The sequence below is a fragment of the Pseudoalteromonas rubra genome (genome assembly GCF_001482385.1).
Lineage (GTDB): Bacteria > Pseudomonadota > Gammaproteobacteria > Enterobacterales > Alteromonadaceae > Pseudoalteromonas > Pseudoalteromonas ardens.
Genome location: NZ_CP013612.1, coordinates 661,277 through 675,717, shown reverse-complemented (window position 1 = coordinate 675,717; position 14,441 = coordinate 661,277). Strand labels below are relative to the sequence as shown.

Below are 14,441 nucleotides of genomic sequence, written 5' to 3'. Positions count from 1 at the left end.
ATAAAAAAAAGGGGCCCGATTTGGCCCCTTATTTTTTAATGCTGTTGTGATGATTTACTTATATAGATAAGCTCGTCATTGAATACCTGACCTGAGTTGAATTCCTGTAGCAGGCGTAAGCAAGCGGATAGTGGCTGAGCCGGGCTGTAATAAAAGCCCTGGATATGGTTACACCCTAACTGCTCCAGCATGACAAGCTGACTCTGAGACTCAACGCCCTCCGCAATGACTTTAATGCCTAACTCCTGAGCTAAATTCAGCAAACAACTTATCATCACCTTCTTATTTCTGTCTGCCATCAGGCTGTCGACAAAAGACTTGTCTATTTTGAGATAATCAACTTGATTTTCTACCAAGTGGCTCAGCGAAGAGTAGCCTGTACAAAAATCGTCTAGCGCAATTTTGACGCCTTGCGCTCTCAGTTTCGATAACAGTTCCCAGGTATAACGATTCGTTGCCATAGACTCTGTCACTTCCAGCGTCACTTTGTCATAGGGTACTTGCGCTTTTTCAATCGCTTCTGTCACCAGCTTAAACTGATCGTTACTGGTTTTGAATTCATTAACAGAGCGGTTAATCGAAATACTGACTTCATCATAGCCTTGTGAATGTATCGCTTTTAAATCCTGACAAGCTTGTTCAAGCACAAACTGGCCTATGAGATGAATCAAACCGAACTCTTCAGCAATCGGAATAAAGGTGCCCGGTGAGACCATGCCCTGCTCATCATCAAACCATCTGACAAGCGCTTCAAATTTGACAATTTTACCGCGCTGCACATCAACAATGGGTTGGTAATAGACAGTCAGTAAATTGGCTTTAAGCGCCGCTTTGAGTTTATCTTTGAGCTTAATTTTATTCAGATAGGCATTTTGAATTGCGGCATTGTGAAGTGCGACGTGCCCGCGATGTGTTTTCTTGGCACTTTCCAGCGCATGGGCAGCATTACGAATAAACTTAGCTGCCGTGATCCGGCCCCGGTTTTCCAACTGCGCTATGCCAGTGCTCGCACTGAGCTCTACCGTCAAGTCGTTAAAGACATAGGGCTGTTTTATCTTATCGCTGAGCTTTTTGGCAACCTGTAATGCACTTTTAACGTCTGTGTTGTCGAGTAAAATAGCAAACTCATCTCCGCCATAGCGAGAAATTGTGTCATTTTCTCTGATCCCATTTCGTAACCTTTTTGCCACTGACACCAGCACTTTATCCCCTATTTCCGGACCATAAATATCATTCACTTCTTTAAAATGATCCAGACCGATAAACAACAAAGAACAGGGTGTGTGCAGGCTACGACTGGCTGAAATTTTCTCTTCAACAATATCAATAAAACAGCGACGATTGAGCAGCGCAGTCAAAGGCTCGTGATTAGCGTAAAACATAAGTTGTGCTTCGTTGCGCTTCCACTCGGTGATGTCACGGAAAATCGCAACATAATTGACTATCTCTCCTTGCTCATCCTTCACCAGACTAAGCGTCAGTTCTTCTGGAAAGATCTGACCGTTTTTACGGCGGTTAAATATCTCGCCCTTCCAGCAACCTGCACTCATCAGGCTATTCCACATCTGATGATAGAAATCGTCACCATGTTGCCCTGAGGACAGTACTGAAGGGTCACGCCCCATCAACTCATGACCGGTATACCCGGTCAGGCGCTCAAAGGCACGGTTTACCATTATGATTTTGTTTTCACCGTCAGTGATCATGATGGCTTCAGTGGCGTGTTCAAATACCACGTTGGTCAGTTCAAGCTGTTTGTTCAATGAATAAATATAAGAAACGTCCTGGACCGTAGCGCTAAAAACACGCTCATCACGTTGCTCATCACACTGCTCGACGCGACCGATAATGCGATACAGCCCACGTAAATTAGTACGCTTCTTGTGCGCCACATTAACGTCAATGTAATCAAGGTGACCCGTTCTGAGCTTTTGTATAATGACTCTCAGTCGCTTTTGATCGGCCTCTGTTAAACAGTTCGTAAAGTCATCAAGGGTTAATGTTTCTTCACGATGCTGCAAAAGGCGACGCATTTCATGGCTGAATATGTGCTTATCCCGGCTAATATTCCAGCTCCAGGAGCTGAGCTTAGCGATCCGCTCTCCCTTTGCCAGTTGTTTAACGAGTATTTGCTGGGCCGCAATTTCAAGGTTGTGATTTAACTCAGCCCCTACAAGTAAACTGAGCTCGCGGAACCAATGCTTATCTTCGTCGCTAACGGTCACTTTTTCATCAAAAAGACAAACCATAATACCAATTGGCTTATGATCCAGTGCCCGCAACGTCACGCCGAGATATCCATCAATATTAAAAATCTTTAGGATTTCGTCTTCTGCGTACATTTGCTGAAGATTGCAGCTGATAGAACATACCCCCTGACTGGTTTTAGCGTCATTACAGGGCGTTCCTTCGAGGTCGTAGATAATATCGTTTGAGCGATTACCATCAACAGAATAGGCAACCGTTTTGACCCGCGTATCGGCATCAATGAATTTGCCAATCAAACAATGAGCTGGCTTGAACTTCTCATAGATCAAATCGAGCGCTAATTCATATCGCGCCTCACTACTACACAAATTGTAAAATGTACTAAATGAAAAAGTCATTGTTCGGCTAAGTTCTTATATTTTATTGTTTTCAATATCAACAGGTATTTTAACAAATTGCAATGATAGAATTAAAAGCAAGACTTGTTCTCGATACAGATCAATAAATCGAACTTATTTCTTAGCATCGTCTATCCCTGTGCTCTACAAAGTCAAATAAGGATTAGTCACAAACCTAGTCTGACCAGCTGTATGATATTATTCATACCACAACACGGGATCAGGTTCAAACACTCCTTAGTAAAACCGAATAATGTTTACAAAAATAAGCGCTAAACTGCGTGACGCGCGACATCATGGTTCGCGGCATGTGGTGTGAGCTTGGCCTGACAAGTTTGATTGCGGCCTTTGTTTTTAGCCTGATAAAGTGCTTTATCTGCCATTTTAAGTGTTTCATCTATGCTTTTACTGTGTGCAGGCCAACAAGCAATGCCAATCGACACTGTCACAGGTCTGGACAAAGGCATGGCGTGTTCGCTTATCGCAATACGTAACCGCTCTGCTATGCTAAATGCGCGATTTGCGTCTACAAATGGCATAAAGATCAAAAATTCTTCTCCCCCACTTCGACAAACAAAATCATGACTGCGCGCATTTTTTTTCATCACACCGGCCAAAGCACACAGAACCTCATCTCCTACAGCATGGCCAAACTCATCATTGACTGACTTAAAATGATCAACATCCAGTGCCATAACTGAAAATTGATAATGCATGCTTTTAACATTATCCAACCATAATTGCATTGCCAGTCGGTTATTGAGTTTAGTGAGCGGATCCATTTTTCTGTCTTCTTCCAATTCCCTGATCTCCTGCCCCAACAACTCAGAGCTGTTCAGGATCGCGGATTTTAGGTTTGCTGCCTCAAAGTACCAGGCCGGTGTTTCATCGATACAACGCAGATTCCCGGGACTCAGTGAGCTAACATTTTGTGCGAGCTGCGCCAAAGGCCTGGCAATAAGGAACCCGGCACACAAGGTCACTACGAAAATAGCCAACGCAAACGGCAAAGTGGAATACAATACGTTAGTGTGGGTCAAATCTAACTCAGCAACGATACTAGTAAGAGCACGTTGGCTGATTATTCCCCACCCTGTGGTGGATACGGGTGCAAACCCTGCGAGCATGTCCACGCCTTGACTATTTAGCGCCTCAACGGCACCTGATTGACCACTCAGTACAGCATTGATCGCGACATTACCCTGAATATGCTCCCCTACTCGATTATTATCTTTGTGATAGATCAGCCTTTTATTTTTATCTACCACATAAACATAAGAGTGCTCAGAAGCATGATGAGTACCCAGTAATTGATTTAATATGGTATCACCTTGCAAGTAAATTCCCCCTGCAATAAAACCGAGATAGGTACCATCAGAGCTAAAAATCGGAAATGTTGGGCTCACCAACAAGTTGCCGGCAGGCGAGACGAAAGGATCAAGAATATGGGGTTGCTGCAGCTCAATCGGCAAAGACAGCGAAGGGTCTAATGTTAGGCCTTTGAGCGCCAGGCTCGATGGCTGAGCCGAAATGATCTTACGCTGTGCATTAATAACAACCAGGGAATCAAAACTGTTAGTTTGGGTTAGCAAGCGCGCAAGCTCAACATCGATAGCATGGCTATCGTCAAAATGATTGGCAATGTGGCCAGCACTAACGCGCAACTGACTATTAAGTGACTGCAAAAATAGCTCTGTAACCGTAGCCAGCTTTTTTGCGTATGCCTGATTCGCGGCAAGTGTGTCTTTAATAAAAGCTCGTTCGTGCACACGATAGCTAGCCATCAATGCACTATATACAGCTAACGCGATACCGGCACTGACCAGCAATAATATGAGCTGTTTCAGGTCTAACTTCCAGCGACGGATGATTTTCACTATTCCCTCCAACTTCAGCACGAACATGACTACGTACATCATTGTAAAATATTGCAGGAGCAAGAACTTATTCTGGGTCAAACTCTGTGCCTAAACCACTTACACATACCTTTAATCACAACAGACAAGCTGAGCACATAAACGTAGATCGCTCAAAGGATGAGAAACGAGCGAACAAACAGCACTTTTTGACTATAGAGGGAAATAAAAAACGTAAATTACTATCATGTTTAAGCACTGTGCTTTATAATATGTTCGATATTTAAGCAACTCAGTTTTACCGAAATGAAAAAGAAAACCCGAATGAACCCACTCGTCACACACTTTACTTTCGCAAGTATTGCCTTAGCTATGCTGTGGATGTTTGTTCAGGATAAAGACGCTCTGCTTACCGGCAGTGCATTAGTACTTGCCTATATAGCATGCGCACTTGGGTATCGCATGATTGCAGCACGCGAGGCATTAAAGAATACCAGCAAAGCCGCTCACAAAAAACATTAACCCTCTTTTACCCCAGCACTTGGCGTCTGAATAAAACTGTGTAATCATCCAGTCACAATTTTATAACAGGACCTTGTACATGTATCGTCGCTCGCTGCTAATACTTTTTTTACTGGGTGGATGCACCACTTATGAGCAACCCACCCACGTAAAAACCTGTCAGGACCTCGTCTATAGCTACCCGGAAGTACGCGATAAAGGAAACGAGGGTCAATATGCTGCACTTTTCACAGATAATGCACGCTTTACCGTCGAGAAACTTAATATTTCACTCGGCAACAAGACTGAAATTGTCGACCGTTTCAATAAAGCGCGCAGTAACACACGAACCGTTCATATGATGACTTCTTCTCGTCAGTTTCGCCAAAACGATACACTTGCCGGGGAATCTCACTTTATTTTACTACTAAAAAATAATGCACAGCCGACGACAACAAAAATCATCAGCGGCCGTTACTTAGATAAATTTGATTACGACACAAGCCAATGTCGCTTTAGCAGCCGAAGAGTCGAAATCGACCGTATGGATATCTTGTAGCAATAAGCTAGCTCTGTCTGCTGCGTTTATACCAGCGTTGCATTTCCTTATGATCACGAGTCACTGCTTGTCCCTTGGCTTCCATTTCGGTGACTTCATTGGCGAGTATTTCTTCTGCGGTTAGTTCTAACTTCATCAGTAAGGCACTTAATTGTGCCTTTTCATCATCGGACATATGCTCGGTAAGCATTGCTTCTCTTTTCTGCACATGAACCGTAACTTCCCGATAGATTTTTTCACCTGCTTGCGTCAATACTACGGGTTTACTTTTGCCAGTTAGTTCCATTGCGCACACCAATTCAAGCTTTAGTAAGGCATTGACAGCACGCGTTACTGAGTAGGGGTCCAGCCGGGACTGATAGCTCACTTCGGCTGCTGTGATAGGCCCGTAAGAGCCAACGTTCAACAGTACTCGCAACTCTCTGGTATTCAGCTCAGTCAAAGAACGGATCACAGGGTCCCTATCGAGTGATAACAGGTTACTAACTACCGCCACCTGAAATGGCACATGCTCAACCAGATCAAGTGCTTCTTTATGTGGATTTGTTACTGCCAACGCACGTTTTCTGTTAGCAATGGCATTTTTCATATCATTGTCACTGGACAATTTGTACCTCTACACATATAGTTGTTGCATATGCAACATAATGAACATTTACAGGAGACCAGTATGCCTTTAGTTAAGCCTTTGTCACAAGAGCACGATCAGGAAGTAGCAGAATTAGCCAAGTTTTTCAACGAAACGCTTGGTTTTTGTCCTAACAGCGTGTTGACCATGCAAATCCGCCCGGCAATTGCCCGTTCATTCATTAATCTGAATAAAGCCGTCATGGAAAACCATGGCCGGGTCACCTCAGAGTTAAAAAGACTGGTTGGCTATATCACCAGCGCCAACACAGGATGCCGTTACTGCGAAGCCCATACTATCTTAGCGGCACAACGCTACGGCGGCAGCGATGAAAGGCTGGCTCAGATTTGGCAATTCAGGGAAAGTGATGTGTTTAATGACGCTGAAAAAGCCGCTTTTGAGTTTGCACTGGCTGCCTCCAGTGTTCCTAATGCAGTCGATGAGAACATTGAATCTGCGATGCAGGCGCACTGGGATGATGGTGAAATCGTCGAAATATTGGGTGTTATCGCCCTATTTGGCTATCTCAATCGTTGGAATGATTCTATGGCGACTACGCTGGAAGCCGGCGCCATTGATGCCGGAGAAACGCTACTTAATGAACGCTGGGAAACAGGCAAACACACCAAATAGCCCTCCAGTTCAGGATTAAAACGAACATCCTTCAACCGATGGGAAAGCAGCGTATGTCTGCTTCCCATTTTTACCTGCCTCTACTGCAATTAAATTAGTTGAATATTTGGGTTGATCCAAATCAAAACGCACTATATATTAAAGTTTCAATAATTACTGAAACTTTAAAAATGCAGCTATCACCTAAAATCGAAAACTTCGTTCTCCATTGCGGAGAGATGGGAAGCCGCTGGGGCTTCAATCGTACCATTGGCCAAATGGTTGGCTTGCTGGTTATCAATGAAAAGCCTCTAACTGCTAATGAAATTGCAGAAGCGCTCAAGATTTCCCGTGGCAATGTCAGTATGGGTATCAAAGAGCTGCAATCATGGCAACTGGTTAAAGTCCACCATATCCCAGGAGACCGAAAAGAGTATTACTCGCCTAACGGCAGTATCTGGGACCTGGCAAACCGAGTTTTTGAAGAGCGCCGCAAGCGCGAGATTGACCCTACCCTGACCTTGTTGCGTGACCAGATCCTGGACAGCGCAAATTCACCAGAAGAAAAATACGCTCAGGAGCAAATGCAGTCTATCCATGACCTGCTAGAGACAGTGACAAAGTGGTCAGCCGAATTGCAACGGCTTACGCCTGAACAACTGCAATCCTTAATGAAACTGGGTTCATCTGTTAGCAAAGTGATTGATTTGAAGGATAAGCTACTCAGAAAATCCTGACTGAGTAGCTTTGAAAAGGATTTCTTTACAATGCGCGGCTCGTCCCCGCGCAACACAGTCGTGTCGGCCAGGCTGCTTTGCCTAACCCAGGCGTAGCATGCGCTGATATAATATGCGAGGTGCGTCATGCTTGATACCCTACTGTTGTCGCGTATTCAATTTGCGGCAAATATTAGCTTTCATATTCTTTTTCCAACCATAACCATAGCCTTAGCCTGGTTCCTGGTTTTCTTTAAATTCCGTTACGATCGAACCGGCGAACAGGTGTGGCTCAGAGCCTATCGATTTTGGGTTAAAATTTTTGCCCTCACTTTCGCACTGGGCGTGGTGAGCGGCATTACTATGTCTTTCCAATTTGGTACTAACTGGCCCGGATTTATGGAACGCATAGGCAATATAGCCGGGCCTTTACTTGGCTATGAAGTGCTCACCGCCTTTTTTATGGAAGCCACCTTTCTGGGCATAATGTTGTTTGGTATGAAACGCGTAAGCCCGCGTCTGCATACCTTTTCGACTCTCATTGTGGCGGTAGGCACCACCCTGTCTGCATTCTGGATACTCTCTTTAAACAGTTGGTTACAAACGCCCACTGGATACACACTGGTAGATGGGGTGTTCTACCCCCAGAGCTGGTTTGAGATCATCTTTAACCCATCATTTGGTTATCGCTTTTCTCATATGCTCCTGGCCAGCGGACTTACAGCATCATTTCTCGTAGCAGGCATTAGCGCCTATCGGCTGTTAAAAAACGATCACAAACATGCACCCAAACTGACTTTGAAGGTTGCACTAAGCGTTGCTGCACTGCTGGCACCACTGCAGATGTTTGTTGGTGACCTTCATGGACTGAACACCTTTGAACATCAGCCCCAAAAAGTTGCCGCAATGGAAGGGGTCTGGGAGACAGAACAAGGCGCGCCTTTACTGCTATTTGCAATACCTGATGAAACTGCCCGAACGAACCATTTCGAAGTGGCTATTCCTAACCTGGCGAGTTTGATTCTGACTCATGAGTTGGATGGTGAAATTAAAGGCCTGAACGAGTTTAAAGGTGAACACCCACCGGTTAAGCCTGTCTTTTTTGGATTTCGGATAATGGTAGGGATTGGCGTACTCATGATCCTTGTCGCTGCCGTGGCCCGCTACACATTGTGGCGGCGTTCAACGCTGCCAGATTGGCAACTAAAAATACTAGTTGCTATGACGTTCTCCGGCTGGATTGCAACTTTAGCAGGCTGGTACGTCACAGAAATAGGACGCCAACCTTTTATGGTCAATGGACTAGTAAAAATTGAAGAATTAGTCACTAGTGTCCCTGGAGAGCATGTGCTGCTTACATTAGTGGGTTATCTCACTGTCTATGCTGTGCTACTCACAGCGTATATTAAAACCTTGTTCTATACAGCACGCAATGCCGTGGAAGTTGAAGAGTACCAGACAACACCAGTTCAGGGAGGTCAATATGTATAGTGCTGACTATCTTGCTTTGTTTTACAGCGCACTCATGGCCCTTGCCATCATAGTGTACGCTGTGCTCGACGGCTATGATTTGGGCGTTGGTATATTGTTACCGGGTAAAAATAAACCCGCTGCCGATACGATGATCGCCTCTATTGGCCCATTTTGGGACGCCAACGAAACCTGGTTGGTACTGGCTGTCGGCCTGGCGCTCATCGCCTTCCCTACCGCACATTCAATTATACTGCAGGCACTGTATCTGCCTATCGCTTTTATGTTGCTGGGTTTGATTTTAAGGGGCGTCGCGTTCGACTTTCGTGCCAAGGCCAAAACACGCTACCGTGAAACTTGGGATCGCTGCTTCAAACTGGGCAGCCTGATCACCGCATTTTCACAAGGATATATGCTGGGTCTGTATGTGATGTCGTTTGAACACAGTCTGGCAAGCCATCTATTTGCAGCACTAAGCGGGGTTGGTGTCATAGCAGCTTATACCTTAATAGGTGCCGCTTGGTTGATCATGAAATGCGAAGGTGAGATACAAAACTCGGCTATCCGGTGGTGCCGGGTGAGTAATCTCATTGCTTTACTGGGCGTATTAGCAGTCTCTGTGGTAAACCCACTTATTAACACTTACGTTCAGACGCGCTGGTTTGGCACCGAAATAAGCCTGTTACTATTGCCACTGCCTCTTATCTGCATGGTACTTTTTGTGCTTCAGGACAGGGTTCTGGTCAAGCTCAAACATACACCAAACCAAGGGTGCTGGTTGCCCTTTGCTATCACGGTGGTGATATTTTTGCTGTGCTTTTTTGGTCTACTCTACAGCTTTTTCCCGTATGTCGTCCCAGGTGAATTAACCATATATAAGGCACTTGCTGACCCGTCTGCACTTACCTTTATGCTATACGGCGTCGTACTAGTGGTACCGGCGATAATTGGCTACACACTATTCTCTTATCGGGTTTTCTGGGGAAAGACACAGGACCTGAGCTACTACTGATTTTCACTTGCATTAGCCCAACCAAAAAGGCAGCCCGCACGCTGCCTTTTTTATTTGGCTCGTTTAATTAAAAACTAAATTTTCGGATAGCCAATGCGGTCTGATAAATACCCTACACTGGTGGCAAAGTAATAACTGCGGTTCCAGTTCATCAGTGCTTTGTAATTATTATACGCCAAATACATACGGCCATTCATGTCATCAGGCATCACCAAAGCTGCGCTAATATTCACTTTTGGTAAATCTGTGCCATCAGCACGTCTGACGCCCAGACTTTGCCACTCTTGTAGTGAGCGTTCAGAGTCTCGCCAAAACTCAAGCCATTGCTTGTGATTTTTTGAACCTCGCTTGAGGACGTACTGGCTAGGGAAGTCCTCCGGCAACTTTACCTGCCGGCCCCAGGTCAGACTGTCATTCCAACCAACACTCTTCAGGTAATTTGCTATGGATGCCAGAGCATCTTCTTTGCTTGTCCAGATGTCTTTCTTGCCATCTTTGTTGTAGTCAACGGCATAAGAGTTGAATGACGTTGGCATAAACTGCGATTGCCCCATTGCACCAGCCCAGGAGCCTTTGAAATTGTCAACATTTACATGGCCATCTTTAAGAATGTCCAGTGCAGCCCATAACTGTCGTTTATACAGCGCTTCTCGGCGACCATCAAATGCCAATGTAACCAGTGAGCTGATCACTGGATAGCCGCCCTGAACCCGGCCAAAGCTACTTTCAAGACCCCACAGTGCAACGATAAAGCGCCCCTGCACACCAAAGTCTTTGCTGATCCTATCCAGCAGCTCTTTGTTTTCTTTATACAGCTTACGTGCACGCTTGACTTTCCAATCTGGTACGCGCTTAGGCAGATAAGTTTCCAGCGTTTCAACAATCTCTGGCTGGTTCTTATCTTGTTTAATGACTTTCTTTTTGAATTTGACTGTGCTGAACGCCGCTTCTATCAGCGCGGGTGTGTAACCACGCTCAAGCGCTTCAGCCTTTAAAACTTCTACATAACTGTCGAAACGCGCCTGTTCATCCGCTTTAACGGTTTGCGATGCCAGACATAAAGATACTAATAATGCGGATAGTGTTTTAGTCACTTTTTACTCCGTTTTGTCTTTTTAATTCGTCCAGAAGATTTTCTTGTGGAGGTGGCAGCTGCAAATAAAACCCATCTTCGATTAATTTCTGCTTAACGTTACTTAAATCAGCAGTACCGAGTTTCTTGCGTTTTGCTAAATCCACAATGATTACAAATATTGGCGTACCAAAAGTAGCCATTAAAGGGTCAGGGACTTTGCTAAAATCGTCTCGTTTTTCAATAAAAAGATAGGTATCGGCTTTTTTACTACTTTTATATACTGCGGCTAGCATTATAACCCTATAAAATCTTGCTAATCTGAGAGCAGCACTATACCATGACCTATATAATATTTGGAAAGTTTTGCGACTCTCAAACGTACAGAGTACGGGGTCAGAACAATATTAATCAGAGTTCGCACTGGTATTGAGCGCTTATGTCTACACAGTCTTTTGAATTGAAGGGAAACCTGTTTACTCTCTCAGTTTTACACCTCTTCGATGCCGACCTTGGTAATGTAAAACAGCAACTGAGTGATAAAATTTCCCAAGCTCCTAAGTTTTTTAAAGGAGCACCCATCGTAATCAATCTTGCAGACGTCCGGGAGCAGAGCATAGTGCTCAGCGATTTGAAACGTATTCTTGCGGCGTTAGCATTAAACCCGGTTGGTATTTGTAACGGTACAGAACAGCACAATGCAGAAGCCAAAGAAATTGGCTTATCTGTATTAAACTATACTAAAGATGTTAAACCTGTTACCCAGGATAGCCAAGACACACAAATAGTCGAAAAAGAAGTCTATCTTGGTGCTCAGGTCATTAATGGCACAGTACGCTCCGGGCAACAAATTTACGCGAAGGACCGGGATCTCATTGTACTTGGCGCAGTCAGCCACGGTGCAGAGGTCATTGCCGATGGCAATATTCACATCTATGGCACGCTCAGAGGCCGTGCTATCGCTGGTGCGCAAGGAAATCATGAGGCGAGTATCTACTGTCAGAAACTTGAAGCAGAGCTTGTTTCAGTCGGCGGCAGTTATTGGATCAGTGACTCTCTTCAGGGTGAGCACTGGAGCAAGGCCTGCCAGATTTCACAAAATAACGAATCATTAGAATTAACAGCATTGGTCAAAGGATAATTCAGATGGCAAAGATTATTGTCGTAACTTCAGGTAAAGGTGGTGTAGGTAAAACCACATCAAGTGCAGCGATCGGCACAGGTCTTGCGCTTAAAGGATACAAAACAGCCATTATCGACTTTGATATTGGCCTGCGTAACTTAGATCTCATCATGGGCTGCGAACGTCGCGTCGTCTATGATTTTGTAAACGTCATAAATGGTGAGGCAAACCTTAATCAGGCGCTGATCAAAGATAAACGCGTTGAAAAACTCTATATCTTACCTGCGTCACAAACTCGCGACAAAGATGCCCTGACAAAAGAAGGCGTTGAACGTGTATTAAAAGAAATGTCGGAAGACTTTGATTTTATTATCTGCGACTCCCCTGCAGGCATCGAAGCCGGTGCGATGATGGCACTGTACTTTGCCGATGAAGCGATTGTAACAACTAACCCAGAAGTTTCTTCCGTTCGAGACTCTGATCGCATTCTTGGGATTTTACAAAGCAAATCAAAACGCGCAGAAGATGGTCTGGAACCAGTAAAAGAGCACCTACTACTTACCCGCTATAATCCAGAGCGTGTTGAAAGCGGCGACATGTTGTCGGTGGAAGATGTTCAGGAGATCCTGGCAATCGACTTACTCGGTGTGATCCCAGAGTCTAAAGCCGTTTTAAATGCATCTAACTCGGGACAACCTGTTATCCTAGATACAGAATCAGATGCAGGACAGGCATACAGCGATGCTATCAATCGCTTATTGGGTGAAATCATCGACTTCAGATTTTTGAACGTTGAAAAGAAAGGACTGTTAAAGCGGATTTTTGGAGGTTAATGTGTCTTTACTTGATTATTTTCGATCCGAGAAAAAGTCCAGCGCTTCGCTGGCTAAAGAGCGGCTACAAATAATCGTTGCCCATGAACGCTCCAAGCGTGGCACCCCCGATTATCTGCCTCAGTTAAAGCAAGACATACTCGAAGTTATCCGTAAGTATGTCAAAGTTGACTCGGATGCGGTCAATGTTCAGTTTGAGCAAAACGAAGACGATTTAGCTGTATTAGAGCTTAATGTAACGCTTCCGGATGACGAACAAAAGTAACACGCATACAAAAACGCCGCACAATGTGCGGCGTTTTTGTATCTTAAATCTCTACTCAACCTGCCATTTAGAAAGTGCATCTTTTAACTGACTATCACGCCAGCCCAAAAACAAATCTGGCTTCATAAACTTATTTCTTTGCGCATCATCTAGTTTCCAGTTCCACCCTATCACCTGATTAATTTGCTTCTTAGAAGCAAATACATCCAGCGGGATCCCCTGTTGTTTAGCAACTTCAGCTATCGATTGTTTTATTTCTTTAGCAGCCCCCTTATAACCGGGGAAATCAATCAATCGTTGCACCCGTTTTGGTAAATCAGCTTCTGGTACAGCTTTACCAGCTTCAATACACGCCAGAATTTCCTTACCAGAGCGGTTTACTTCCATTTGTTCCACACCAGGTACATTACGAAGGCTGTTCAGCGAGCATGGCCGACGTTTTGCAATCTCAACCATATTTTGTTCTTTAAGTACAAAGTTAAGTGCCAGGTTTTTCTTCTCGGCTTTATTTTGTCGCCAACTTGCAAGCTCACGTAATACAGCCAGGTCCCGAGGTTTTAATTGCCAGACATTTTTTACACTTAAATATAGATAAGCGTCCGGCGTCCTGAAAGCACGCTTTTGGGCAATCAGTTGGGACTCAGAGGTCACGATATCCGACAACCCTTTCTCAGCGACCTTTTTGCTGAGACTTTCATAGCAAGGGAGCAGGTAAAATACATCCGCCGCAGCATACTCAAGCTGGCTTGCCTGTAATGGACGTTTGAGCCAGTCAGTTCTGGACATACTCTTATCAAGTTCAACATCCAGCATCATTTTCACCATATTGGCGAATCCGACACAATTCCCCTCTCCAAGCAGCTGCAATGCAAACTGCGTATCAAACAGTGGTGCGGGTACAAATCCTGCAAACTTCTGGAATACCTCGATATCTTCAGAGGGAGAATGAAGTACTTTTACGATCTGTTCATCCCGAAGTAAATGCCATAACCCTGAAAAATCGAGCTCACTTAATGGGTCTATCAGGGCAAGATGCTCACCGTTATAAACCTGGATCAACGCGATTTCTGGATACAAAGTTCTTCGGCGCATAAACTCTGTGTCTATCGCAAGCACATCGCTATCTGTCAGTTTCGCTGTAAAAGCATCAAGCTCAGTTTGATGTTGGATAAATTGATACTGCACATT

Annotated in this window: 15 protein-coding genes; 9 read left to right on the top strand and 6 right to left on the bottom strand. The window is 44.6% G+C overall.

Translation table 11 applies throughout. The annotated features are described in order from the left end of the window. Window positions 1–35: 35 nt before the first annotated feature. Window positions 36–2,606 (bottom strand): putative bifunctional diguanylate cyclase/phosphodiesterase, encoded by a 2,571-nt coding sequence (locus AT705_RS22045; protein WP_058798489.1) that lies wholly within the window; start codon window positions 2,604–2,606, stop codon window positions 36–38. A gap of 272 nt (window positions 2,607–2,878) precedes the next feature. Beyond that, window positions 2,879–4,483 carry a sensor domain-containing diguanylate cyclase gene (locus AT705_RS22040; protein ID WP_058798488.1) on the bottom strand — a complete coding sequence of 535 codons (1,605 nt, stop codon included), beginning with the start codon at window positions 4,481–4,483 and terminating at the stop codon, window positions 2,879–2,881. Between the two features lie 303 nt (window positions 4,484–4,786). Here AT705_RS22040 and AT705_RS22035 point away from each other — a divergent pair, with 303 nt between their 5' ends. Further along, on the top strand, window positions 4,787–4,984 hold the full coding sequence (locus AT705_RS22035) for a hypothetical protein (protein ID WP_208856786.1): 198 nt from the start codon (window positions 4,787–4,789) through the stop codon (window positions 4,982–4,984). A gap of 79 nt (window positions 4,985–5,063) precedes the next feature. Then, entirely contained in the window at window positions 5,064–5,522 is a 459-nt protein-coding gene (locus AT705_RS22030) for a nuclear transport factor 2 family protein (RefSeq protein ID WP_058798486.1), read from the top strand. Between the two features lie 7 nt (window positions 5,523–5,529). On the opposite strand, the gene AT705_RS22025 is transcribed toward AT705_RS22030, so the two are convergent. Further along, window positions 5,530–6,111, bottom strand: a complete 582-nt coding sequence (locus AT705_RS22025) for a MarR family winged helix-turn-helix transcriptional regulator (protein ID WP_237113841.1) — start codon at window positions 6,109–6,111, stop codon at window positions 5,530–5,532. Between the two features lie 81 nt (window positions 6,112–6,192). On the opposite strand from AT705_RS22025, the gene AT705_RS22020 reads away from it, so the two are divergent. The 4 genes from AT705_RS22020 to AT705_RS22005 all read left to right on the top strand — a co-directional run bounded on the left by AT705_RS22020 (window position 6,193) and on the right by AT705_RS22005 (window position 9,960). Then, window positions 6,193–6,783: a carboxymuconolactone decarboxylase family protein gene (locus tag AT705_RS22020; protein WP_058798484.1), complete on the top strand. Its 591-nt coding sequence runs from the start codon at window positions 6,193–6,195 to the stop codon at window positions 6,781–6,783. 170 nt (window positions 6,784–6,953) lie between these two features. Further along, window positions 6,954–7,499, top strand: coding sequence for a GbsR/MarR family transcriptional regulator (locus tag AT705_RS22015; protein WP_046005214.1), 546 nt, complete (start codon window positions 6,954–6,956; stop codon window positions 7,497–7,499). A 126-nt stretch (window positions 7,500–7,625) separates the two neighbouring features. Further along, window positions 7,626–8,969, top strand: coding sequence for a cytochrome ubiquinol oxidase subunit I (locus AT705_RS22010; protein ID WP_058798483.1), 1,344 nt, complete (start codon window positions 7,626–7,628; stop codon window positions 8,967–8,969). Next, the gene (locus AT705_RS22005) at window positions 8,962–9,960 is read left to right on the top strand and encodes a cytochrome d ubiquinol oxidase subunit II (protein WP_058798482.1); all 999 of its coding nucleotides are present in this window, start codon (window positions 8,962–8,964) and stop codon (window positions 9,958–9,960) included. The genes AT705_RS22010 and AT705_RS22005 overlap by 8 nt, the downstream gene beginning before the upstream one ends. 74 nt (window positions 9,961–10,034) lie before the next feature. On the opposite strand, the gene AT705_RS22000 is transcribed toward AT705_RS22005, so the two are convergent. Continuing rightward, window positions 10,035–11,054 (bottom strand): lytic murein transglycosylase, encoded by a 1,020-nt coding sequence (locus tag AT705_RS22000; RefSeq protein WP_058798481.1) that lies wholly within the window; start codon window positions 11,052–11,054, stop codon window positions 10,035–10,037. After that, window positions 11,047–11,328 (bottom strand): YcgL domain-containing protein, encoded by a 282-nt coding sequence (locus tag AT705_RS21995; protein ID WP_058798480.1) that lies wholly within the window; start codon window positions 11,326–11,328, stop codon window positions 11,047–11,049. The genes AT705_RS22000 and AT705_RS21995 overlap by 8 nt, the downstream gene beginning before the upstream one ends. 143 nt (window positions 11,329–11,471) lie before the next feature. On the opposite strand from AT705_RS21995, the gene minC reads away from it, so the two are divergent. Genes minC through minE form a run of 3 tightly spaced genes read left to right on the top strand, consistent with a single transcriptional unit; the run spans window position 11,472 to window position 13,253 of the window. After that, on the top strand, window positions 11,472–12,173 hold the full coding sequence (gene minC, locus AT705_RS21990) for a septum site-determining protein MinC (protein ID WP_058798479.1): 702 nt from the start codon (window positions 11,472–11,474) through the stop codon (window positions 12,171–12,173). 5 nt (window positions 12,174–12,178) lie between these two features. Further along, entirely contained in the window at window positions 12,179–12,988 is an 810-nt protein-coding gene (gene minD / locus AT705_RS21985) for a septum site-determining protein MinD (RefSeq protein ID WP_010381217.1), read from the top strand. A 1-nt stretch (window position 12,989) separates the two neighbouring features. Further along, window positions 12,990–13,253 carry a cell division topological specificity factor MinE gene (gene minE, locus AT705_RS21980; RefSeq protein ID WP_010381216.1) on the top strand — a complete coding sequence of 88 codons (264 nt, stop codon included), beginning with the start codon at window positions 12,990–12,992 and terminating at the stop codon, window positions 13,251–13,253. 51 nt (window positions 13,254–13,304) lie between these two features. Here minE and rnd read toward each other — a convergent pair whose 3' ends face one another. After that, window positions 13,305–14,438, bottom strand: coding sequence for a ribonuclease D (gene rnd, locus AT705_RS21975; protein ID WP_058798478.1), 1,134 nt, complete (start codon window positions 14,436–14,438; stop codon window positions 13,305–13,307). Window positions 14,439–14,441 lie beyond the last annotated feature (3 nt).